This is a genomic window from Mucilaginibacter polytrichastri (assembly GCF_001911425.1).
Classification (GTDB): Bacteria; Bacteroidota; Bacteroidia; order Sphingobacteriales; family Sphingobacteriaceae; genus Mucilaginibacter; species Mucilaginibacter polytrichastri.
Window position 1 is genome coordinate 5,695,350 of sequence record NZ_MPPL01000001.1, and the last position, 22,682, is coordinate 5,718,031.

At 41.5% G+C, this 22,682-nt stretch carries 27 protein-coding genes; 17 read left to right on the plus strand and 10 right to left on the minus strand.

Annotation, left to right across the window (positions count from 1 at the left end; translation table 11 throughout):
* Positions 1–148 precede the first annotated feature (148 nt).
* The 4 genes from RG47T_RS24785 to RG47T_RS24800 all read right to left on the minus strand — a co-directional run bounded on the left by RG47T_RS24785 (position 149) and on the right by RG47T_RS24800 (position 3,678).
* Positions 149–1,276, minus strand: a complete 1,128-nt coding sequence (locus RG47T_RS24785) for a ferredoxin reductase family protein (RefSeq protein WP_074492852.1) — start codon at positions 1,274–1,276, stop codon at positions 149–151.
* Between the two features lie 218 nt (positions 1,277–1,494).
* Positions 1,495–1,881, minus strand: a complete 387-nt coding sequence (locus RG47T_RS24790; RefSeq protein ID WP_074493753.1) for a DoxX family protein — start codon at positions 1,879–1,881, stop codon at positions 1,495–1,497.
* A gap of 171 nt (positions 1,882–2,052) precedes the next feature.
* Entirely contained in the window at positions 2,053–3,024 is a 972-nt protein-coding gene (locus RG47T_RS24795) for a quinone oxidoreductase family protein (protein WP_074492854.1), read from the minus strand.
* Between the two features lie 69 nt (positions 3,025–3,093).
* Entirely contained in the window at positions 3,094–3,678 is a 585-nt protein-coding gene (locus RG47T_RS24800) for a Crp/Fnr family transcriptional regulator (RefSeq protein WP_074492857.1), read from the minus strand.
* 286 nt (positions 3,679–3,964) lie between these two features.
* Between RG47T_RS24800 and RG47T_RS24805 the strand changes: the two genes are divergently transcribed.
* From RG47T_RS24805 to RG47T_RS24830, 6 genes are all read left to right on the plus strand, one after another.
* Positions 3,965–4,507 carry a cupin domain-containing protein gene (locus RG47T_RS24805; protein ID WP_074492859.1) on the plus strand — a complete coding sequence of 181 codons (543 nt, stop codon included), beginning with the start codon at positions 3,965–3,967 and terminating at the stop codon, positions 4,505–4,507.
* Between the two features lie 115 nt (positions 4,508–4,622).
* On the plus strand, positions 4,623–5,228 hold the full coding sequence (locus tag RG47T_RS24810; protein WP_074492861.1) for a TetR/AcrR family transcriptional regulator: 606 nt from the start codon (positions 4,623–4,625) through the stop codon (positions 5,226–5,228).
* Positions 5,229–5,316: 88 nt separating this feature from the next.
* A complete protein-coding gene (locus RG47T_RS24815; protein WP_216351103.1) occupies positions 5,317–6,573 on the plus strand; it encodes an alpha/beta fold hydrolase in 1,257 nt (418 codons plus the stop codon).
* A 233-nt stretch (positions 6,574–6,806) separates the two neighbouring features.
* Entirely contained in the window at positions 6,807–7,073 is a 267-nt protein-coding gene (locus RG47T_RS27130; protein WP_083627517.1) for a LytR/AlgR family response regulator transcription factor, read from the plus strand.
* 170 nt (positions 7,074–7,243) lie between these two features.
* Positions 7,244–8,011: a helix-turn-helix domain-containing protein gene (locus RG47T_RS24825; RefSeq protein ID WP_074492867.1), complete on the plus strand. Its 768-nt coding sequence runs from the start codon at positions 7,244–7,246 to the stop codon at positions 8,009–8,011.
* Between the two features lie 38 nt (positions 8,012–8,049).
* Positions 8,050–9,201 carry an FAD-dependent oxidoreductase gene (locus tag RG47T_RS24830; RefSeq protein WP_074492869.1) on the plus strand — a complete coding sequence of 384 codons (1,152 nt, stop codon included), beginning with the start codon at positions 8,050–8,052 and terminating at the stop codon, positions 9,199–9,201.
* Between the two features lie 176 nt (positions 9,202–9,377).
* On the opposite strand, the gene RG47T_RS24835 is transcribed toward RG47T_RS24830, so the two are convergent.
* Entirely contained in the window at positions 9,378–10,130 is a 753-nt protein-coding gene (locus RG47T_RS24835; RefSeq protein ID WP_074492872.1) for an SDR family NAD(P)-dependent oxidoreductase, read from the minus strand.
* Between the two features lie 107 nt (positions 10,131–10,237).
* Between RG47T_RS24835 and RG47T_RS24840 the strand changes: the two genes are divergently transcribed.
* Complete coding sequence (locus RG47T_RS24840; protein ID WP_074492875.1) at positions 10,238–10,606, plus strand: winged helix-turn-helix transcriptional regulator; 369 nt, start codon at positions 10,238–10,240, stop codon at positions 10,604–10,606.
* A 6-nt stretch (positions 10,607–10,612) separates the two neighbouring features.
* On the opposite strand, the gene RG47T_RS24845 is transcribed toward RG47T_RS24840, so the two are convergent.
* The gene (locus RG47T_RS24845) at positions 10,613–11,032 is read right to left on the minus strand and encodes a winged helix-turn-helix transcriptional regulator (protein WP_083627518.1); all 420 of its coding nucleotides are present in this window, start codon (positions 11,030–11,032) and stop codon (positions 10,613–10,615) included.
* 156 nt (positions 11,033–11,188) lie between these two features.
* Between RG47T_RS24845 and RG47T_RS24850 the strand changes: the two genes are divergently transcribed.
* Positions 11,189–12,136: a ketopantoate reductase family protein gene (locus RG47T_RS24850; RefSeq protein ID WP_074492877.1), complete on the plus strand. Its 948-nt coding sequence runs from the start codon at positions 11,189–11,191 to the stop codon at positions 12,134–12,136.
* Positions 12,137–12,749: 613 nt separating this feature from the next.
* Positions 12,750–13,427 (plus strand): TetR/AcrR family transcriptional regulator, encoded by a 678-nt coding sequence (locus tag RG47T_RS24855; protein ID WP_074492879.1) that lies wholly within the window; start codon positions 12,750–12,752, stop codon positions 13,425–13,427.
* 81 nt (positions 13,428–13,508) lie between these two features.
* Here the strand turns inward: RG47T_RS24855 and RG47T_RS24860 are convergent, their stop codons facing one another.
* Together RG47T_RS24860 and RG47T_RS24865 are read right to left on the minus strand one after the other, a co-directional pair.
* Positions 13,509–14,054 carry a hypothetical protein gene (locus RG47T_RS24860; protein ID WP_074492881.1) on the minus strand — a complete coding sequence of 182 codons (546 nt, stop codon included), beginning with the start codon at positions 14,052–14,054 and terminating at the stop codon, positions 13,509–13,511.
* Positions 14,055–14,177: 123 nt separating this feature from the next.
* Positions 14,178–14,438: a hypothetical protein gene (locus RG47T_RS24865; RefSeq protein ID WP_074492883.1), complete on the minus strand. Its 261-nt coding sequence runs from the start codon at positions 14,436–14,438 to the stop codon at positions 14,178–14,180.
* 127 nt (positions 14,439–14,565) lie between these two features.
* Here RG47T_RS24865 and RG47T_RS24870 point away from each other — a divergent pair, with 127 nt between their 5' ends.
* Positions 14,566–14,814: a helix-turn-helix domain-containing protein gene (locus tag RG47T_RS24870; RefSeq protein ID WP_074492886.1), complete on the plus strand. Its 249-nt coding sequence runs from the start codon at positions 14,566–14,568 to the stop codon at positions 14,812–14,814.
* A gap of 592 nt (positions 14,815–15,406) precedes the next feature.
* Here the strand turns inward: RG47T_RS24870 and RG47T_RS24875 are convergent.
* A complete protein-coding gene (locus tag RG47T_RS24875; RefSeq protein WP_074492888.1) occupies positions 15,407–15,826 on the minus strand; it encodes a helix-turn-helix domain-containing protein in 420 nt (139 codons plus the stop codon).
* Positions 15,827–15,831: 5 nt separating this feature from the next.
* Positions 15,832–16,239 carry a helix-turn-helix domain-containing protein gene (locus RG47T_RS24880; RefSeq protein ID WP_074492890.1) on the minus strand — a complete coding sequence of 136 codons (408 nt, stop codon included), beginning with the start codon at positions 16,237–16,239 and terminating at the stop codon, positions 15,832–15,834.
* A gap of 634 nt (positions 16,240–16,873) precedes the next feature.
* Here RG47T_RS24880 and RG47T_RS24895 point away from each other — a divergent pair.
* Genes RG47T_RS24895 through RG47T_RS24925 form a run of 7 tightly spaced genes read left to right on the plus strand, consistent with a single transcriptional unit; the run spans position 16,874 to position 22,615 of the window.
* The gene (locus tag RG47T_RS24895) at positions 16,874–18,406 is read left to right on the plus strand and encodes a type IV secretory system conjugative DNA transfer family protein (RefSeq protein ID WP_083627519.1); all 1,533 of its coding nucleotides are present in this window, start codon (positions 16,874–16,876) and stop codon (positions 18,404–18,406) included.
* A 20-nt stretch (positions 18,407–18,426) separates the two neighbouring features.
* The gene (locus tag RG47T_RS24900; protein WP_074492894.1) at positions 18,427–18,864 is read left to right on the plus strand and encodes a hypothetical protein; all 438 of its coding nucleotides are present in this window, start codon (positions 18,427–18,429) and stop codon (positions 18,862–18,864) included.
* A gap of 1 nt (position 18,865) precedes the next feature.
* The gene (locus tag RG47T_RS24905) at positions 18,866–19,342 is read left to right on the plus strand and encodes a M23 family metallopeptidase (RefSeq protein ID WP_074492896.1); all 477 of its coding nucleotides are present in this window, start codon (positions 18,866–18,868) and stop codon (positions 19,340–19,342) included.
* Positions 19,343–19,397: 55 nt separating this feature from the next.
* Positions 19,398–20,687 carry an ArdC family protein gene (locus RG47T_RS24910; protein ID WP_074492898.1) on the plus strand — a complete coding sequence of 430 codons (1,290 nt, stop codon included), beginning with the start codon at positions 19,398–19,400 and terminating at the stop codon, positions 20,685–20,687.
* A gap of 6 nt (positions 20,688–20,693) precedes the next feature.
* Positions 20,694–21,494: a DUF4099 domain-containing protein gene (locus tag RG47T_RS24915; protein ID WP_074492900.1), complete on the plus strand. Its 801-nt coding sequence runs from the start codon at positions 20,694–20,696 to the stop codon at positions 21,492–21,494.
* A complete protein-coding gene (locus RG47T_RS24920; protein WP_074492903.1) occupies positions 21,494–22,123 on the plus strand; it encodes a hypothetical protein in 630 nt (209 codons plus the stop codon). Before RG47T_RS24915 ends, RG47T_RS24920 begins: the two co-directional genes overlap by 1 nt.
* An 18-nt stretch (positions 22,124–22,141) precedes the next feature.
* Positions 22,142–22,615, plus strand: coding sequence for a PH domain-containing protein (locus tag RG47T_RS24925; RefSeq protein ID WP_074492905.1), 474 nt, complete (start codon positions 22,142–22,144; stop codon positions 22,613–22,615).
* The last annotated feature ends 67 nt before the right edge of the window (positions 22,616–22,682 follow it).

Genomic DNA, 22,682 nt, shown 5'->3' on the forward strand with positions numbered 1-22,682 from the left:
TGGCTTTATATTATTTTGGCTTCCACATTTGTTCCTAACTTTATAATGGAAGTCGATTAGTTATTAGCCCGGTTCGTATGATCCATTATTTAAATTCTAGACCTAAACCAGCAAATGAAAGATAAGTCTATTGTTAAAGCAGATGCTATTAGCGCATATTGAAAACATCAAAGTGAAACCTGCGCTTATCAAATCCATAGAATTTCAGATCTTCGAGTAACTTTTGCCGAAAACCCGGTGGACCGCAAAACCAGAAACTAACGTTATCGAAATCTCCGATTACATTTTTAATACGCTCGGTTCCTAACAGTTCATTATTTCTGGAGTCTAAATGGTAAAAGTTCACCCCAGCTTCCTTACAGGAATCGGTAAGTGAGTTCGGATATATCTGGCGTTTCTCGCTTTGGGTAGCGTACCAAAAGGGAATCGGTTGACTGCTGCCGCCATTTTGGGCCAGATATTCCAGCCGGGCCATGAACGGGGTTATTCCGATACCTCCGGCTACCCAAACCTGCCTTTTGCAACTATCCTCAAATTTGAATTCCCCATACGGACCTTCGAACTCGACCTCCTGGCCGATAGCCCGATGATCTGCGAGTTCTTTCGTAAAATTTCCGGAAGCCTTGATACCAAATCTTAGGCTGACAGCATCTTTACTGGCTGAGGCAATTGTAAAAGGATGAGGTTCTTTATCATGCTCGAAACGGAGGAATCGATACTGGCCCGGCTGATGAACGAAAGTCTTCCCTGGGTTTCCCAGATGCAGATCGATAATTCCTTGCTCATAATTTACGATTTCCTTAATGACCAATGTATGTTTCCTGGATTTTCCGATACGCTGGAAAAGTCCGGTAAAACCTGCATAACAGCCCGCTAACAATAATAGGAATAATAAGTAACTACCTGGGCTCCCCAGCCAGTGATCTTTTAGCTGCGCTGTTGCGGAGTGATATGCAAATAATAGAAATACACCCGGAAAATATTTGTGAGATCTCCGAAAAAAATGATAGCTGAACCTTTCGAACAACGCGATAATAACCAGCGCCAATAAAATATAAAAAAGCAGGTGAGCAAACAGGACGCCGGTCTGGAACAGGATCAGTTCAGGCTTGGTATATTGGCTGCAGTCAACTAATTGCCCCGGATCTGAAATGATATGCAGGACTACCAGCCAATCCGGCACATAAGCCATCATGAAATGCAAGAGCACAAATATTGTAGTCCATATACCGGCCCATTTGTGAACAATGTACCCCTTATCAAGTCCGGCCATCATTTTTAGAGATCCAATTGATCCTTGCCGAGATCAGCATAGAAGCGACCATAAGTGAAATACTACATACACCAGACAGATAGATCACTTGGTTTCTCAACTCCCAGTTTGTAGGATGTTGCAAATACAACTTTGGGCCTGGTGAAAGCGCGTAAATCAGACAAGTAAGCAAAATACTTCCTGTAACAACCAATCCAGATTTCGTCATGATGATTTCATCTTTAAAATAAGAGTTCGCGGATATTGACCGACCTAAAATATTTGCGGTAAGAAACATAGGAAACTACCAGAATAATCAAATAGCCTATTGAACCGAAGCTATGTGCAACGGGATCATGCGATGCCAGGTGTGCGATGGGGGCGGAAATGAAAATAATAATGCATCCAAAATAAGCCCATTCTTTTAAAATTGATCCCACAGGAATTAACAAGGCCAGAACTGCTGAGAACTTTGCGAAGGCAAGCTCGATCCGGAAATAATCTGGAAAGCCCAAGTGCTGGCAGGCTTGTTTCACCTCTTCCCTGGTTAAGTAATTATAACCGGAGAAAAATACCATGGCCGCGATCATGGCTGCAGATACCCAATATGTGATTTTTAACTTTTTCATATGGTTTTTTTTCGTTATCGAATAAGTGGAACTCATTATTGCCATTTAGAAAATGGCAAAATTTGAAAATAGAATGGCCGGCAGCCGGAAAACCCGGCAGCAGATATTAATCTCCAGTAAAATTTCAGGAATGATTACCCATGTTATCGCTGCATGGGTAATCAATGCATATTATATAGTTACGACCAGGCGTTGTCCATCTGGAACTTCAAGATCCCAAAGATCAGCGATAGATTCGAGTTTGACTTTGATAGTTTCCACCACCAGCTTACCGTCCGCCGCCAGTTCGAACATTTCCGGAAGGATATCAGTGAATAAACTGCGCACCTGATCCTTCGTCCAGGCACCCAGTCCCGAACCGGTCAGCTGAATGTTTACACTTCGCAGGATAGCGGCTGAAAGTTGAATCAGGTCGCCTGTTACGCTGCCCACAGATACGAACCTTGTCCTGTTACCAAATGAACCATCTCCTTTAAGACAGGAAAGGATCATCTCCGCCGTGTGACCCCAGAGATAATCTATGACCACGTCTATTGGCGTTTCCTGATGTATTTTCTTGATTTTTGACTTAAAGCTGTCGTCGTCCTGAAGTATGGTTATAATCTCATCAGCGCCTAATGACAAGAGGTCATTCAGGGAATCCTGGTTCCGGCCTGTTACGATGATCTTTTTTGCCCCGTAATGCCTGGCGATCTGTACAGCCACGCGCCCGGTGAAACCGGTTGCGCCATTGATCAGCACCACGTCGCCATCCTGCATGTCGGCTTTGTATTTGAGTCCCATTGCGGCACCAATCACTGCATTCGGCAGTGCTGCTGCCGTAGCATCATCAAGGTTATCGGGAAGTTTTACGATCCGGTCTATTTCAATAGTTGCTTTTTCGGCCAGCATACCGCTGACACCCATCCCGAAAACTCTTGTTCCGTCTGGTAAAATACAAACGCCGTCACCGCCTACAACTTTGCCGCCTTCCTTAAGTCCGTCGCTTGAATAGTGCTTACCGCTGGCTTTGCTTTTATCCAGATGTTTGATCGCTACCGCTTTCACGGTAACTAATATTTCATCCTCATTTTGAGGAGTTGGTTCGGGGTAATCTACATATTGCGGAAGTTCCCCTTTTTGATACATTACTGCTGCTTTCATTTTTATTAGTATTTGTTAGAACAAAATTAGGCGACTAAAATGGCAGCAGCGATAACATATGTTATGTAATCAAAAATGTGCTTTGCCTGATGCGATCTTGGTTTTGATCCTACTAAGGTGGACAGTGGTAATACCAAGATAGCTCGCGATATAGTTCTGGGGGACGCGCAAAATAATATGCGGACGTTCGGACAGCAGTTTTTGGTACCGCATTTCAGGTGTATCCCGTATAAAAGATAAGAACTCGTTCATATAATGCGTTTGCCGCTGTGCAGACATCTGTATAAGTGTTTTACTGAAGTCATGTATATGAATTAGCTCATCCATGAGTTGCATCACATATTTTTTAGGCAACATGTAAACGACGGATGGTTCAATGGTTTCAATGGTAAAAGCGCTGGGCACATCATTGATAAAGCTGTCGATGGAGGTCAGGCCTTCATGCTCAAAAAAGAACTGCACATTTTTATCCTGCCCGTTATTATTAAAATATAGACGCACACAGCCCTTCTCGATATAGATATAGTTTTGGGAGGTTTTTCCCTCTTCAAGAAGTACCGTTTTTGCGGGAACCTCCATACGTTTTTGAAATTCCAGATACTTATCCCAGTAAGGATTCAATTCCGGAAACCGTTCTTTAAATTGAAAAATCATTGTCCATGTTGTTATTGATAATAATACCCTTTACACATAATATTCAGATCGGACATGCAATTAGTTTTACGATAAGTAAATAATTCTGCGTAGTTCAAATATCAGCAACATAATCTTTACTTGCACACTATCTGCATTTAATAACATATGTTATCGCTAAAGACAATGGTGTCCACTTAATTTGTAATACGGCTACACAGCATTATAAGGATGATGGAATTGATCAGCATACATGAATTGGAGGATTAGCTAAAAATGACGGAGTATCGTCGATTACATTTTTACTATGAAACGTACAATCAAAAACGCTCAATTAAGGGATACGGTAACTTTCATTCAAACTTCCGAAAGTTCCGGCGGTGACGTAACCGAGTTAGAAGTTGTGGTCATGCCGGGTGGGATAAACCCTGCACATTTCCATAAAAAATATGACGAAACGGTTCATGTGCTTGAAGGAATATTATTGCTTACTTTGTCTAAGAGAGCCAAAATCACCCTGCTGCAAGGTGACCAATATGTTATTAAGGCAGGACAAGTACACAGCTTACAAAATGCGGCTGATGTGAAGCTAAAACTTAGGAGCATCATAATTCCTGCCAACCAGGGATTTGAATCTGCATTACGAATAATGTACGGCTTAGCTAATGACGGACTTTATAACGCACATAAAATGCCGCGGAATTTTGTTCACCTTTCAGTTTGTTCCGTGATGAGTGATACCCGGCTTCCTGGGTTGAAATCACTATTAAATCCAGTATTTATCCTACTTGCACACTGCGCAAGATGGACAGGGATTACAGAACGGCTTATAAGTAAATATTGTGTGTGATCAATTCGTCAATAATTATTCGAATCAACCTTGCATTGTCATAATTTTGTTAGTTTTTTAAGTAATTTTCAAAATAAGACCTTTTAGTCTATATTTGAATTATTAAAAATAACCAATGAACGTAAAAGGAAAAGCGGAAAGAACCAAGCAGTTTATCATTGAACAATCGGCACCAATATTCAATGCTAAAGGAATAGCCGGTACGACCATATATGATATACTGGCGGCCACAAAAATGGCGAAAGGAGGAATTTACGGGAATTTTGAAAACAAAGAGGCGATTTCTATCGCTAGTGTAGATTTTCTTTTCGGTAAAATGTCCGCTAAAGCTTATTCCGTGATGTCAAAAGAAAAAACAGCGGTTAAAAAACTGTTTGCGTTTATAAATCTCCGTGAAAATCCTTTGGTTCCCTTTATCGAAGGTGGGTGCCCTATTTTGAATTTCGGCGTGGACTCGGATAACACAAATCCAATAGTCAAAAATAAGGTAAAAGCTATGATCGAAGGATCTATGGCCTCTTTTATCGATATTTTAAAACAAGGTATAGCAAGCGGAGAATTATCTGCTCAACTGAACCCTGAAGAGTATTGCTTGAAAGTACTGGTCATGCTGGAAGGGGCAACTTTGATTTCAAGAGTAACCGATAGTGTTAAGCCGATGCATACGGTCATCAAAATGCTTAAATCTGAATTGAGATCTTTCGAGATTAAGCAAAAATAAATAGGTATATGGTTTAAATGATTGAATCAGGAGAACCATTTTTTTATAATCAAAATAAGACTAAAAGGTCTTTTAATGAGTAGCGGATATGGAACGCAGAAACTTTGTAAAAAACACAGCACTTGTTGCTTTAGGAGCGGTTTTGATCCGCCCTTTGAAGGTATTAGCAGAAAAAAAACCAAATGATATGAAAACAAATGAACAATTAAAGGAAATGGAACTACCGGCAGGCATACGCGAACGGTATGTTCCCGGCGTCAATGGCTTGACCGTGCATGTACTGGAAGCCGGTTTTGAAACACCAAAACGCCCGGCTGTATTATTGCTGCACGGATTTCCGGAACTTGCCTACAGCTGGCGGAAAGTAATGCTGCCATTGGCAGCTGCGGGTTACCATGTGATTGCTTATGATCAGCGCGGCTATGGTCGCACGACGGGATGGGACAACTCTTATGATGGAAATTTTGCCTCTTTCAGGACTCATGAACTTTCCCGCGATGCCCTGGGTGTGGCGATGGCGATGGGACACGATGCTGTCCATACGATCATCGGACACGACGTGGGTGCGATAATAGCGTCTTATTGCGCGCTAGTCAGACCAGATTTTTTCCGGTCTGTTGTGCTGCTAAGTTGCCCTTTCGGCGGTGTACCCCCTTTACCTTTTGGCGTTGTAACACAATCCGGACCGAATCTACAACCAACAGCACCTGCACAAGATCCTCTTGCATCATTACCAAGACCCAGTAAGGACAGTACGACTTATTTTTCCACACGCAGCGCAAATAATGATATGCTGAACTGCAAGCAGGGCCTGCACGATTTTCAGCGGGCTTACTTTCACGTTAAAAGTGCCGACTGGAGCCAGAATAAACCGTTTCCCCTTACTTCGGGCACGGCGGAAGAATTCGCTAAACAGCCGATGTACTATGTTTTGGATCTTGATAAAACGATGCCGGAGGAAGTTGCTCCTTACATGCCATCGCAGCACGAAGTAGCCGCTTGTAAATGGCTCACGGATGCCGATCTTGATGTTTATATACATGAGTTTAAACGTACCGGTTTCCAGGGCGGATTAAACTGGTACCGTTGTACGACCAACGGATTAAACAGATCTGACCTCGAACTTTTTTCGGGTTACACTATAGATGTGCCTTCCTGCTTTATTTCAGGTGTGGCAGACTGGGCGACATTTCGCCCGCCCGGCGCATTGGAGCAGATGCAGCGCAAGGCCTGTACAAAAATGGAAAGCTTTCACATTATAGAAGGTGCGGGTCACTGGTTGCAGCAGGAGCAGCCTGAACAAGTTACAGGATTGGTAGTTGATTTTTTGAAAAACTTAAAATAGAGGACATTTGATAATGGTATAAATCAGAGCCGATATGATGTTAAAAGATCGTATCGGCTCTTTGATTGCCAAGATGGAATCAGCAAAAATAGCCACCGTTCGATTTGGAAACACAGATCCGAAAAACGATCCTGAGGTTGGACATAGTTCGCACCCCTAATTAGAGCAATTGAAATAAACGGTTGAAAGGTTACTTACGACCATTACGTATTTGTCAAAACTGAAAGAAATATATTAAAGTTGCGTTTAAGGATATTCTTTATATCGAGGGCCTGAAAGATTACGTTGTCATGCGGACAGAAGAAGGGAAAATTATCACCGCCATGAATCTTAAAACAATTCATGATCAGCTGCCCAAATCACCTTTTATTAGGGTGAGCAAATCCTATGTAATAAACGTCCACCGCATCACCGCTATTGATAATGATTTCGTAACGATCAGAGAGGTAGAAGTCCCTATAGGGGATATCTCAGAAAACCTTTTTTTGACGAATATGTGAAAAGGAAACTGATCGGCAGATAATCTCCGCATCAGGCAGCGCTGCCGCTAAAGAGTGGCCCAGTCATATTAAGAACTGGGGGCATTGTGACTATTGTGCATGGTAAACAGGAATGAAACTGCAATTTGCAACAAAATCATTATCATATCTTTACCTTTCTTCCTCAAAAAATGCAAAGCACCAATAGTATAGCCGACAGTGGTATTGAATACAAAATTGCCAAACCGTCTACGGAACTATCCGACTTTGTAGAAAGTTTTTGGATGATAGAAAATACATCAGCTATACCACATGAAGCAGTTGGCTTACCTGACGGCAGGTTTGATATCATTTTTTCCTATTCACAGAACGAGCCTTTCGATGCAATGCTGATGGGTTTAGGAACAGAAGCGGTACAACAGTCCATTCCGCCTAAAATTGTAATGTTTGCAATCAGTTTTAAATTGCTTGCAATCGAATATTTGTTGGCGATGAAAGCGGCTTCACGACCTAACAATGCTTATGCTTTACCAACTGAATTTTGGGGAATAAAAAAAAGTGATCTGAATGATTTTGAAGGCTTTTGCGAAAAAGTGTCTGAAAAAATGCTTTTACAAAAAAAAGCAAACATTGACAGCAGAAAACAAAAATTATTTGACTTGATTTATTCTTCTCGTGGTTCTTTATCTGTAAAAGAATTATCAGAAAAAGTTTTTTGGAACAGCCGACAAATCAATCGTTATTTCAATGAGCAGTTTGGAATTTCATTAAAGACATATTGCAACATCCTTCGTTTCAAAACTTCGCTGCATCACATCAAAGAAGGGAAACTATTTCCCGAACTAAATTTTGCCGACCAAAACCACTTTATCCGAGAAGTGAAACGGATGGCAGGCGTAACGCCAAAAGAACTTTCAAAAAACAAAAACGACCGATTTATTCTATTATCTGCCATTTAGCTTACCCACTTTTGCATCGTAATTAAAAATTCAATACGATGTTACAAAATACTGACAAAGTTATAATTGTAGGCGCGGGTATAGCTGGATTAAGTTTGGCTATTCAGCTTGCTGAAAACAAAATAGCTTGTATCCTCCTCGAAGAAAAGCACAATTTCAATGGTGTTACAAGTGGAGTTAGAATTTCCACGCAAGGCGTAAGTATATTGGAAAAAATGAAGATCAGTGGTGTGGGTAAGCCTACACAGCGGACGATTATGCACTATGGAAATATCGTTGCGGACTTTGCTTTGAGTAATCCTCCGGGAGCAAGCCCGGCAATCATGGTAACAAGATTGGCCGTCTATGAAAAGTTATTGGAGAAAGCGAAGTTGCTGGAGATTGAGTTGATTACTGGTTTCAAATTGTTAAATGCAATAGAACATCCCGATGGCATTGAAGTCATCTCTGAAAAAGGTCAGAAAGTGACAGGCCGGTTGTTCGTCGGTGCAGATGGAGTAGGATCGACAGTAAGAAAAATATTGAATCCGGATCAACCATCAAGTAAGGCTTATGCCGGCTATTTAGGCGTTGGGTTAATAACACAAAGCGATTTGCAGATTGAAATGTCCCTTTACGAACATCCAGGTAATCATGTTGGTGTTGCCTCAATTGGGAAGATGAGTGCCAGTGATGTTAATAATAATGTCTTCTTATGGAGTCACCTTTATATGACAGAGCAGGAAGCTAAAGAAATGACAAACGAAAAGGTTATGAAGATGCTTGAAGTTAAGTCGCAAGGCTGGAGTTTAGAATTGAGAAAGCTATTTGAAATGTGCAAGACGGATTCTAAATCCATCATTGCTCACGGTCCAGTATACAATGGAAAAGTACCGTCCTCCTGGTTTAGCAAAAATATGATTTTAATTGGCGACGCGGCCCACCCCTACGGTCCAGGGGGGCAGGGAATTAGTATGGCTTTGAAAGATGCTGAAGCGTTGTGCGAAATGCTTCTTTCCGGAAACTTGAGCGAGGAAAAAATGACAACATTTCAAAAAAATCGTGCGGAAGAAGCTAAAAAGCTTGGCGAAAGTGCCGAAAAAAGGAATAAACCTGAAAAGCAAATCAAATCTCGTTGGGGCATCTTTTTCAGCGGTGTCGTTATGAAGTTTTATCATTTTTTCAATCGAGGAGTTTTAAAATCTTTTTGAGTAGCCATCATAGGTTACACCCAGCATTTTAAATATTCTCTTGGAGTATTTATCTCTACACTTCTTATTTAACCTAATATTTGAATACCGCGAATTTTTAAAAAGGCACTGCGAGACACTCCATTATTTATTTAGCAAATAAGGTATTAGATTCTATTCCCCATCAACCTAACTTGTTACCGCATACCACCAGATGCATTTATTCTTTCTCCGGTTACCCAGCCGGATGCATCTGAAGCTAAAAATACAACAACCTTGGCTATATCCTCTGGAGTTCCTAATCGTCCAAGCGGAATCATTTTCGTGATATCCATCGAAACGCTACTTTGGTTCTTTTTCATTTCTTTCGAGCCTTCCGTAATCGTCGGTCCGGGAGCAACTGTGTTAACCCTGATATTACGGGCCGCAAGTTCCTTTGCAAAGGCCATTGTCAGCGTGTCTACAGCCGCCTTTGTAGCACTATATAAACTACCGTTTATATTCGGACTGTGACTAAGTGTAGCACCAATATTAATGATATTACCGCCAGCAACTGGAAAATGATGTAAAGCTTCTTTAGTAGTGAGAAAGACGCTAAGTACATTTGTGTTAAAGAATTGTTGAAATCTTGCAACCTCAAATTCTTCTATAGGATTAAATTTATAAATTCCGGCATTATTAACTATGATGTCTATTGGTCCAAAATGTTCTTTGGTAACCGCAAACATATTTTTCACGTCTTTTTCATTACTTGCATCCCCTTTTATCACTATAGCTTTGCCTCCGGCATCAACTATTTCCGCCATTATTTTATTTGCATCATCTTCGCTGCTTGCATAATTTACTGCTACCGCTACTCCCTCTAAAGCCAATGCTCTGGCAATAGCTGCACCGATTCCTTTAGAACCGCCTGTAACGATAGCGGTTTTATTTTTCAAATTAAGTTCCATTGTTCTTTTAAATTTATTTGTTTGGCAAATTTAAGTAGGGCTTTTTTAAGTCTGCTATTAGTTACTTGATAGTAAGTAGTTATCTTTGAGTAACTATCTGTTTAGCTATGAATAAAAGAAGTGATAAACCAGAAACGCCTTTATACAGAAGCCATTTAATTCCGGTACATGACACTGTTGAATTATTGAGCGGAAAGTGGAAAATAGAGATCATTTGCAGTCTTACTTTTGGTAAGAAATTTTTCATGGAACTTAAAAGAGATGTAATAGGCATATCACCCAGGATGCTTTCTAAAGAATTACAGGAACTTGAAGTGAATGGAATAATTACACGGTTACCGCTTGCGACCAAACCGATAACCGTTAGTTACGAATTGTCGGAGTATGGTAAAACGCTCGTTCCTGTTATCCATATCATGGGTGCATGGGGGCGTAACCACCGAAAAAAAATCATCGGCTCTTTGAAAGTTAATTAGGTGTTGCTAAAGACTAACATATCCGTCATAGACAGCACTGAGATCGTCCTTCCATTCCTTTGTCCAATTCAACAGGGCCATCACAGGGTCAGCGATACTTTTACCAAAATCAGTTAACCAGTACTCTACCTTTGGAGGGACCTCCGGATACACTTTACGCCCGATCATTTTATATTTCAGCAATTTCTTTAATGTTTCGGTCAGCATTTTGGGCGAAATCCCGGGAATTTCCCGCTGAAAGTCACTATTTCTTTTTTTGCCGTGCATCAGCGCACCGAGTACCAGCAATGTCCATTTGTTTCCCAGGATAGCGTAGGACTGGTGCAAAACACAAAAATCATCTTTATTACTCTCATCCAATAAGGCGAGACGTAAATTTTCAAAATTGTTTATTTTTTTTTGTGGTTCAGTTGTGTTATTTCCCATTTCTTACGCAAAAGTGCCTATTAGACCCAAAAGTGCCCTCTTGCAAAGATAGCTATTTGCAAATACTTTTACGCCTCACCCTTAAGGTGTGCAAGTCTTGGAAAACCTGTTTTCCGAGTATTTTATAAGACTGCTCATAAAAAGACAAGAAGAAATATGAAAATATTAATGTTTGGACGAGGCGTGATTACAACGCAATATGGTTGGGCTTTCGCAAAGGCCGGGCATCAGGTAGAGTTTTACGTAAGGCCTGGGAAAGCTGCAATTTACGGACCTGAACTTCCGTTAGAATTGCTGGATGCACGCAAAAAGATCACAGGTGATTTAATTAAAGAAACGGCACAATTAACGTTACGGGAGGACATTCCGGATAACCATGATTTTGATCTTATCATACTTAGTGTACAACATTATCAGTTTGCCGAGGCGGTATCTTTCCTTGGTCCAAAAATTGGCAATGCTACATTATTGATTTTTAATAATTTCTGGAAAGATCCCCTGGAAATTACAAATGCCCTTCCTTTTAACCAGCTGGCATGGGGCTTTCCGCAATCAGGCGGGGGATTTGACCAAGCAGGCACGTTGAAGGGTGCGCTGTTTGCAGACGTGCATTTTGGTACCTTTGGTACCGAGCCCACAGATCGTGAAATTGCTGTCAGGAACCTTTTCAGCAGTGCCGGTTTTAAACCGATTGAACATAAAGATTTTAAAGGATGGCTCTACATACATTTCGCGGTGGAAGCAGGTTTGTTCGCTGAAGTTTTAAAAATAGGTTCTGTAGCGGAAGTGATCAGGTCGCACAAGCATGTCAAAAATGCTATTATGAATGTAAGAGAGCTTCTGCCCGTTGTAGCGGCGCGCGGAATAATTTTGGATAACAATAAAGACGACTTCAGCTTTTACCTCCGCCCGGCCTGGCTTGCCAGCTTTTTGCTTCGTATGCTGACAAAGATAAGTCCCCCGTTACGCTTTTTTATGCTCAGCCATAATAATCCAAAGGAGATCAGATCTTACTGCCAGGACGTACTGGCAGAGGCTCGCCGATTGGGCCTGGAAGTTCCCAGATTGGAATCCATTGCCAACAAGTTACAAGCAGTTGACTGATTCCAACAGGATAACAAGAATTAAAATTAGCTAATTTAAATCCTGCTGAAAATATCGAAATTGTGCTTTCTTAAGCACCGTACAAGATATTTTGTCATTAATGTATCATTGTATTAAATTTTTAATTACGATGCAAATTGGGCTAAGTGCTATGTCTGACATGATTTCATGCATCTAAAGCTTTCTACTGCTGAAGGAATGTTCGCATATCATTTTACGGTGCCACAAAATATATCGCGAGCTATCTGGGAATTACTACTGCGCGCCTCAGCAGAATAAAAACTAAGATCGTATTCAGCCGCGCACATTTTGAATTAATTAACATATGTTATCGTGCTTGTTGTACAGGCCCTCCACCTTTGTTTTCATATCCATTAATGAACGTTGACGATTAAAGAAATTCATCCTCTGTCTTCTTGTGCGGTCTTTTACACAGAAAAAGTAAAAAGTGGACAAATCAACAGAGCCGACGTCCTCATGGGTATATAAATAATTATTCGGTAACATTTTTTAGTGATATTCCTCTTTGGTGTCAACGACTTACGGCGATCATCGTCTTCATGGTCAAATCGCTGACTGAGAAGGTTACAAAAACTTAAACCTAAACTAGACTATGAGTAATAAAGAAGAAATAAAACGCAAATTGATTTGGGCTGTCGGTGAAGTCTTTAAAACTAAGGGCTTCGCGGGATTGAAAATCAGCAGGATCGCCCGCTGCGCAGAAGTAGATCGTAAATACGTTTATAGATATTTTGAGGGAGGACTTAATGGCCTTATCGAGGCTTATGTGACCGAACATGATTATTGGATGGCCTTTAAGGACGTATTAAACGAAGTTGCTGAAGAAAATGGTGGAAAAAACGTGCGGGGGTTGATTGTGGCTATCCTGCAAAATCAATTCCGTTATTTTTATTCCGAAAAAGATATGCAGCGTTTAATCCTGTTGGAAATAACAGAGGACAATCAGATGATGCGAAGCATTCATAATGCCAGGGAAGCACAGGGACAAAGGTTCCTGGCACTTGCTGATCCTTATTTTGAAGGTACAAGTATAGATATTAGGGGAATCGCCGCTTTGCTTGTAAGCGGAATTTATTATACCGTTCTGCATGCGCGTTTCAATGGAGGAATGATCAGTGATATCGATATCAATACAGAGTCCGGCCAGGATAATATTTTGAAGGCCCTTGAACAAATTGTTGGCTGGGCATTTGAAGGAGCGCAAAAAGAAAAATCGCTGAAAGCCGGTTCTAATGAGGCCGGTGAAATTAGTGATCCAACGGAAGGGTAACGTTATGATTACTAATAGGAACAGCGGTGAAATTTGAATATTACGGGACGTGGGAAGATGTTTTCAATAGTCTATCACTTCTTACTTCACCATTAACCGATGGTAAGCATAGGCGTTACCTTTGTCGATTGTTTCGAGTTCCGCATACTCACGGTTAGCCAAACCTTTATAATAATCGAACTTCTTTTTCCGTGCAGCTAATTGAGCGGCATTGAAACGCCATACTTCTATGGGAGCATACCTGTTGGTTAGTTCTTTGCAGATCTGCGCTTTCAATACTTTGAGATTAAAACTTTTCATTTGCAGACTATCCGCCATGTCGGCCATTTTTCTGGCCGCTATTAAATGGTCCGTCGCGACGTTACTACCCAAATCAGGTTTTACCACGAAACTGTTAAACTGCAGGTAAAGCAGTGCCCGGTAAAATAAGCTCGTTGTATCCTTTGGATCTGACATTAGCTTTTTGTCGAGGCTGTCTGTGAGTAGCGCGTATTTTTTTTCAGTTGGTGAAAAATCATCCAGTGATATTAAACCGTCTACTACTTGGATCTTTGGCTGCGCGGAAACACCGCCTGCTACCATAAATAAAACGAAAACAAATGACATTAAAATTTGACCTGGTTTCATAAGGCTTGTTTTACTTCAACATGATTACCTATAAATACAAAGGAAAGTGTATTAAATCAGAAAAGTTGGGACATTGCCCCAATAATTTTACTTGGGAATTCTATTCTGGCAAATCAGGCGAGGCTACTTCAGTAAGTCCTTGCATTGTTCCACTGCATCAGCCTGTCCGAATAAATCGTTGGTCAGCTGCATGATACTATTCTTAAATTTTAATGCTGCGGCCTGTTGTTCTGGGTCCAGTTTTTCTGCGGCAGAGGTGAAATTGCGGTCGAAGAAATCATTTAATTCTTCTTGAAACTGGCTGTACGGGACTTCGTTAAACCTCTTCATGATGGCCGTTAGGGATGAGAAGTCAGGCTGGTCCGAATGCATTTTAGATTCCATAGTGTGCGTTAAAATTAAACGATTTAAAAAATAGAGAATTTATCTATAAATATAGAGTTAAAACACTCAAATGCGATTATTTTATCAATAATGCAGAGGACAGAATACTTTTAGCGAAAATTAAAGTTTGCAAAAAGAAACGTTAACGCATCTGGGCCTGTACCTGGCGAAAAAATCGGTTAATAAAGCCGATGTAGCCAGAAAAACCGGCTTAAGTACCTATAGAATAAGTCAGCTCTCTATCAATACCAAATCGCACCTTCGGGTTGACGAACTATTTCTAATCGCGTTGGCAATTGAAGCCGATCCGGCAGAATTATTAGCGTTTGTATGCGAAGATGTCTCTTTACCGTTAAAAGAAAAAGTTAATCAATAAATATTTGTCGGATCAGTTTGGTACCTTCGAGTTCGTTTTGCTCTCTTCATCGAACACCCAGGCAAAAATTCGATTAAGCGAGATTTAATAACTCGGTTGTCTGCTTTCGTATTGAAATAAATATCGCTGCTGATCATTCCGCGAACGTAGTTTTAATGCGGAGTTTTGAATCGCTGACCGAGAAGAACCATTTGACGCTGAGGTTGCCAAGTTATATGCTGAAGTTCGGTACATCACCCCAATCCTATGAATGCGCTCTGTAACGATATCAAGGGATTTTCACCGGTGATATGATCGGGAATAGTATTATTCTGGAAGCTAAAAGATTAATTATCAGCCTTGATATGAAGTTGCCTATGCCCTGAATTTTGGTGATAATTCTGATTCCTAAATTCTTTAAAAACCAAGAAGTGGTAACGCCCGAGGTATTTAGGAAACAAATAAGGATGAGGAAGATAAAGCTTTTAATGTGGCTTCTCTAACTATTGGTTATCATCACTTTAGCTGATAACAAAGTATTGTAATGTCCAATAAAATTACAATCTGTTTTAAACTAATAGACAGGATCTTTCTAACCCATTCATCGAAAGGGTTACTTTTCGCCTTTAACAAGATCCATATATTTATCAAAGTAACCGCGAAAATATTTTACCTCCGATTGTAATTGATCGACCAACAATTCGTACCCGTTTGTATGGTCGTTTACAACATATTGTTTATGATTATTTCCTGCCGAATTGGTTTGCGTAAAATGATAAATTTGAGAGATTTCCAATTCCAAAACCTGTTGAATGGTCACGTTATAATGATTGCATAGCTTAACTAGAATAATTAAAGGCAATTCATGCATTCCATTCTCAATTTTTTCTATGATCTCCGGTTTAATTTCCAGTGCACTTGCTACACTTTTAATTTCTTCTTTTTTGTCCGTGCGGATTGTGAATAGGTTTTTCCCAATTGTTCTTAAAAGATCGCCAGGGATAACTTCCTGAACTTTACCATTTTTTGTCATTATAATTAATCTATAGGTGAATTTTTTTCTGAATGTTTTTCAAAGAACTTGCGAAGATAATTAACTTCAGATTGAAGCTGCGCTATTAAAATGTCATAACCGTCTGCTAATTCATGAACTACATATTGTTTGTGATGATTTCCGGTTTGATTTTTTTGAGTAAAATAAAAGATTTGATTGGTGTCCAAATTTAATACTTGCTGCAAAGTTACGTCGAAATGATTGCAAAGCTTAATCAATAATTCCAAAGTAATATTGTAAGCACCACTCTCTATTTTGCTTACGACGGGATGAGTCAAGCCAATTGATTTTGCAACTCCATATTGCGTTTCTCTTTTTGCATTTCTGATCGCTGAAAGATTACGTCCTAATGAAATCAGAACTTCGTCGACTAAAATAGGCTTATTCATCATTAATTAAATAAAACATTAAGTTACAAATTGTAACTGACGGGAACAAATTTTATTTATTTTTTAGCCGTATAATGATGGCTTATTGTCAATTTTGTGTTGAATGAAAGTCATTCGTTGAAAAATAGTAATTTAGCGCTTCTTCAGGAAAGAAGGTAAGCGCTTAACGGGTCTCGCACTCCGAATCTGACAATTCTTAAGAACCGCGAGAGTAAGTTTAAGCGCCCAATCCCTATATCAATAGGGTTGGGCCTACTTACGTATTTGTGGTTCTATCGCTTCGGCGGCGGCTTTGTCAGAGCCGGGAGTGCAAGTGGCGGAGTAGGTTTCAACCCTATTGATTTATAAGCCTACAGAGACTTGTTGTTGATTTTATCAATAATGAGCAAAAATTTAAACATATCTCTCCGACTGTATTTCTTTTCTGAATTTATCCATCAGCATTTTCTTTTTATCTATGCCGGTTTAGCTTTTAATTTAATTGCTTTCCCCTCATCATACCAACTCATTAAATTTTCGATCACTAAAGAAACGGTCGGCCAGATAAAATTTTATCCCTTAAAACCCAAAAAACCTACGTAGCGGTTCAATTAAACTTAAGTAATTCAAATTATTTTCTTATTAAACCAGCAAAAAAATGAAAGCAATTTTACGCTTAATGGGAATCCTATTACCCAAAAAAAAGCGAAAGCATAAAAATAATATCATCGCCATTTTGATAATAATGAGCTTATTAACGCCAACTTCCATCATAGCACAATCGGCGTATTATAGTGTGATAGGCATCGTAAGGACATCCGATGGAAAACCACTAAATGGTGCGACCGTCGCTATTAAAAATGGTCGGTTAACCTTGACGGATGATAAGGGTAAATTCACCATTACCAGCCAGGACACAACTGGAATTATAAAGGCTTCCTTTATTGGGTATCAGCCTTTGGAAATGCAATTTAACAAGTCTAATCATAAATTTTTAGTTGTAATTCTACAGGAATCTACTTCTCAATTGAAGGAGGTAAGTATTTCGACCGGATACCAAACTTTACCAAAAGAACAAATCACTGGTGCCGTAGATCAGGTCGACAACCAGCTTATAAACAGGAGTACCGGGACAAATATCCTTGATCGTTTGAGTGGCGTAACAAGCGGATTGCGTTTCAATGGACAAGCATCTCAAAGTATCGCCACAGGTACTGCGGACAGAAATTTGGGTATTAATATTCGAGGAGTTAGTACCTTATCCGGTAACGTCAATACCGACCCGTTGATCGTGCTTGATAATTTTCCTTATGAAGGTCAGGTAGGTACGCTTAAGATATTTATCAGTAGGCTGGCGACAAAAGAAACCTTCTGGGTATTTTCAGGAGACGATTTCAATTTAAAGATTTCTGACAAGAACGATCCTGGCGTATTGGTGCTTGCTAATGACCCGAATACTCAGAATATCAACTCCGCCTGTTACTCGGTTATTCTTAACCGCCTGACTAAACTGATCAACAACAGGGGCAATTTACCCTCTGCTTTGATCATTGATGAGGTGCCAACTTTATACGTTCACCGTGTGGATAATATTTTAGGGGTTGCCCGCGGGCATAAAGTGGCGGTTCTGTTGGGTCTCCAGGAATTGCCGCAATTCCAACAGCAATATGGAAAGGATACGGCGGGAACCATCACTTCAATAACGGGCAATGTATTGGCCGGATCGGTCAGGAACAAGGAGACGCTGGACTGGTTGGAACGCCTTTTTGGCAAATCCAAGCAGATCGGTGAAAGCCTTTCTATTGACCGTAATAAGGTTTCTTCATCACTGAACGAGAAACTGGAAGCATTGATACCCGCCGGAAAAATGGCCTCACTAAATACCGGGGAGATGGTCGGCCTTATCGCGGCCGACGCCCAGGATAGCTATACCGGCAAATTTGAAACTTCCGCTGTGAACTGCAAGGTCAATTTAAATCAGAAAGATATACATCAGGAAGAGGCAGGCTATCGCAAGCTGCCGGTTTACTATGACTTTGATGGCAAAAAAGATGAAATACTGTTACAGAATTTTCATCGGATCAATAAAGATATAGAAGCGGTCATCAAAAAGTTCAAACCGGCACCCGCCGCTGCGGTCATACCGAAAGGCTCCATGAAAGCAACTTTGAAAGCCAATAAACCCAAATAATCCATTAAATACTTAAGAAAATGAACCCATCAGAAGAATTGAGGGGCACCCTCGCGTTGGTGCACCATGAACTGACCGATGACCCTGCCAAACGGCAGGGTCAGATCGGCATGATAACCGACATAGACCTGGATCAGGACGATGTTTTTGTAAGCTTTGAAAAAGGGCACCAGGCAAAGTACAGCACAGATGCGTTGTTGGTACTCCGAAATCATAAGGATGTCTACCGGGATCTGATGTCCAACGCTACCAACATGGACGGCCCGGACTTCAAGGCGCTTTTTCAACTCAACCTTCTTCAGCAATCAGGTTCTGCAAAAGACCTGCGATCCGCCATGGACATTGCGCAAAGCAATGAAAAAATCCGGGACTACAGCATGAGCTCCCTGGAAGATAAACTGGGAGTGGTCAGGGATTTTGCCGAATATCAGGAACAGGCCGTAACCCGGGGACGATAAGATGAAAGCCTCGCTGACCTTTGTTTTTTGCTGTGTCCTGCATGCGGCAATTCTGACGCAGGACACCGTCCCTCAACAGGCATGCCTTCCGCTCCGCAACCTTTCGCTAACCTCAGCTTTTGGTTTTCGGATTCACCCACTTACCGGCAAATACACTTTTCATGCGGGGGTTGATCTCAGGGCGCATCACGACACGGTGCTTGCGGTTTTACCCGGCACTGTAATAGTGGGCTACAACGCCTTTTTAGGGGTCTATATTAAAATTAGCTATGGTGAACTGGAAATAACTTACGGGCATCTTTCGCAAGTATTAACACTGCCAGATGACGAAGTCTACCCGGGAACGGCGGTAGCAATTACGGGGGCCACCGGAAGAGTGACCGGCGAGCACCTGCATTTTTCAGTAAGGTACAAGAGCAGCTATATAGACCCGCTACTATTCCTCGATGCTATTCTCCAGCACTCCCGTAGCCCCTGATTCTAATTTCAAGAAGTAACAGCATCATTTCAAATAATAATAAATCATTAAAATTATGAGCAAACAATTCAAACCCGTACACGAACAGTTCGCAGAAAAACTGATCGCAGAACTGAAAGCCGGCACCTCGCCGTTTCAAAAACCCGTTAAAGATAACGGCCAGCCCGCATTTGTTTTACCGCTAAATCCGACGACTGGTAAAAACTATCGCGGCATGAACGCAGTGATCCTCGGCACTAAGGGCTTCGATGACCCTCGCTGGATGACCGCTAACCATGCCCGCTTTGCCGGTTACCTGGTAAAGGAAGGCTCCAAGGGCACACTGATCGATTTCTCTAAAAAAACCGACATTCAGGCCATTAGGACTGTTGACGGTCAAAAGATCAAAGATGATGAAGGTAAAACGCAGACCAAAACCGTTGAGTTTGACAAGGCTGTCAAGGCTAAAGCTTTTTTGTTTAACGGCGAACAGATCAATGATATTCCGACTTTAGCCGAATTTCAAAAGGAAAAAGAGGCAGGTCAGACACTTAGCCCGAATGAGCAAGCTGAAAAATTGATCGCAGACAGCAAGGCAGTGATCGTACACGGCGGGAACGAAGCTTTTTATGACCGGGTAAAAGACGAAATCCACCTGCCGGAAAAAGACCAGTTTGAGAACCAAACCCAATATTACACAGCAGCCATTCACCAACTGGCGCATTGGACCGGCCATGAAAGCCGGTTAAACCGCCCGATGGAGGGTAAATTCGGGTCCCTTGATTACGCACGTGAGGAACTGCGCGCAAGCATTGCCTCCATGCTGGTCGGCGGAGAGTTAAAGACAGGGCATAACTTCGGCCAGCATGCAGCCTATGCCAGCAACTTCGTAAAGCTCTTAAAGGATGAGCCTTATGAAATATTCAGGGCCTCCCGCGATGCACAGAAAATGGCCGACCTGATCGTCAATGCTGAGCAAAAACGTGAAATTAAAGAAACGGCTTCAGAAAAAGCCAACCTGACCACCTTAAATAAGGGCGATATCATTCCGTACAAAAACGCTAAGTATGAGGTACTGGCCGTGCTAAAGGGAAAGACAGCCCAGATACTGGAACAAAATTCAGGCAACAAATTTAAGGTAGGGCCGAAAGACAAGCTGTACACTAATCTTGTGGAGGCACGCAATAACCCCGGCAAAGAAATAGCCAAGGAACTTGCGGCAGAACAGGGTATTGTCCAGGAAAATATGCAGGAAAAAGCTATTGCGAAAAGCAATAGCACACAAAAAGGCTTTAACGTGGAAATGGAAGTTCCCGAAGCAGCCCTTGCTGAAGAAAATACAACTTCCTATAAAATGAAAAGATAACCACCGATGACAGATCAATTATTTGATGAACAGGCCCTCCCGATGGAGGACCTGGAAAAGATCGGGCTGTCCAAAAATGGCCGGCTCATATTAAGCGAAGAAGACCTGAAAGCGCTTTTATCCGGCAGGCGTACCGATATGCTCCGCCTGGAAAACCTGGTTTCTGAGGGTATTCATATCCTGGCGATGGACGCCAAACTGTCGCTGAAACAAAATGAGGCCGGACATCTTGACCTGCTGGTCCACCCGATCTACCGCGAGGCGGAATACCCCAAATACCTGACGGATTCCGAAGCGGAGGCTTTGGAAAAAGGTGAACTCGTTAATATCAAAAAAGTACTGTCAGACACTGAAGGCAAGGAAACGGATATCCTGATCGAGTTTGATAAGGACACCAATGAGTTTATCGTTACCGACACCGAAAAGGTCCTCGTCCCGGATTTCGTGAATAATGAGAAGCTAACGCTTGAACAAAAGGAACGTTACCGCAAAGGCAAGGAAGTGGAACTCAAGGACGGTACTAAATTCCAGTATTCCGGGACCAACCGACAAGGAATCAGCGCCAATAAACTGGCGCTTGTCGCCTCCATCCTGATTGACGGCGGTATTTCGTATCTCTTATTTAAAGGTATGAACGCATTATTAGGCGAGAAAAAGGAAGATGAAAGCCGTAAACATTACGGTAAAGGTTACCACCAGGCATTGAAAGATATGCAGGCCGAAGGAAAAGAAAAAGGCCAGGCAATGGAGTTTCAGAATAAAAATGAATATAGCCGGGGCTATTCCCGTTCCGGCATGAAACGGTAATGCATGCCTTTTTAACCCGCCTGGGCGTCCGTTCCGAAGTGCAGGAATTCTTTGCAGCTCATTACCATAGCGATGCCAACGGCAATTTGATCTTTCCCTACGGGAACGATACGGAACATTTTGGGTTTGCCTTTCATCGGGTGCCCGACACAGAAATGCTTTGGCTAGCGGGTAACTCTAATAGCAACATGATCCGGCGTGTCTTTATTTGTGCATCAGCCATGGAGGCTATTGCTTACCTGTCGGTCAAATATGCAGCATTTAATAACGTAGACGGTTTATTATTTGCTGCAGTTGGCGCTAAACCATCCCCGGATCAGATCAGCTGGCTAACCAGAAACTTTGCCGGAAGGATGTTCACACTGGTTTTTGGCAAAGATATCCTGGCACGCGTATGTGAATTGAAAGTGGCCGCGGGTTTATCAAATATTCCTGTGGCCATATTTCTGGAAGGTGAATTTATCATCGTTAACTACAGGTATTCCAATTATGTTTTTCCTGTACAAGCTTTCAGCCTGAATGCCTTCGAAAAAAAAACCGGATGCCGGTTCCGAATCGCGACGCAAAAACCACCTGGCTTTGACTCTTATTTGCAGCAGTTAAAGGCAGGCAAACTTCCCGATAATTAAAAATCAACAATAAAATTTATGGAAATAGAAGAAATGAAGGAAAGACCGGAGCTGGTCTTACGGCCTGCCGCTTTATATGCTTTTTTACAGGTATTACCACTACTGCTGCTGGCCCTGCTATTTTTAGGAATCGCCTGGTGGCTTTTTCCGTTATTCATCTGGCCAAGCCTGACAATCATTATAATTGCCGGGTACCGTTTTATGTTTATCAGGAGCATACTTTACCTCATCACTGCGGAAGTCATCCGCATCCGGACCGGAATCTTTTCTAAGCGGCTGGATAACTTAGAAATGTTCCGTATCAAGGATTATACCGTCACCCAGCCACTTATCTTACAGGTTTTTCGCCTGATGAACCTGACCCTGAAAACAACTGACCCTGAAAATAAATCAATGACATTGACCGGCATACCGGTTTCAGACATCATTGACACGATCCGCAGCCATGTTCAGGACGCAAGGCAACATAACCGAATTTTCGAGGTCAACTAATTTTTCATATCGAACAGATTGCTACTTTTTTGGCTGAAAAGCGTCTTAAAAATCCGTTATTTAATAG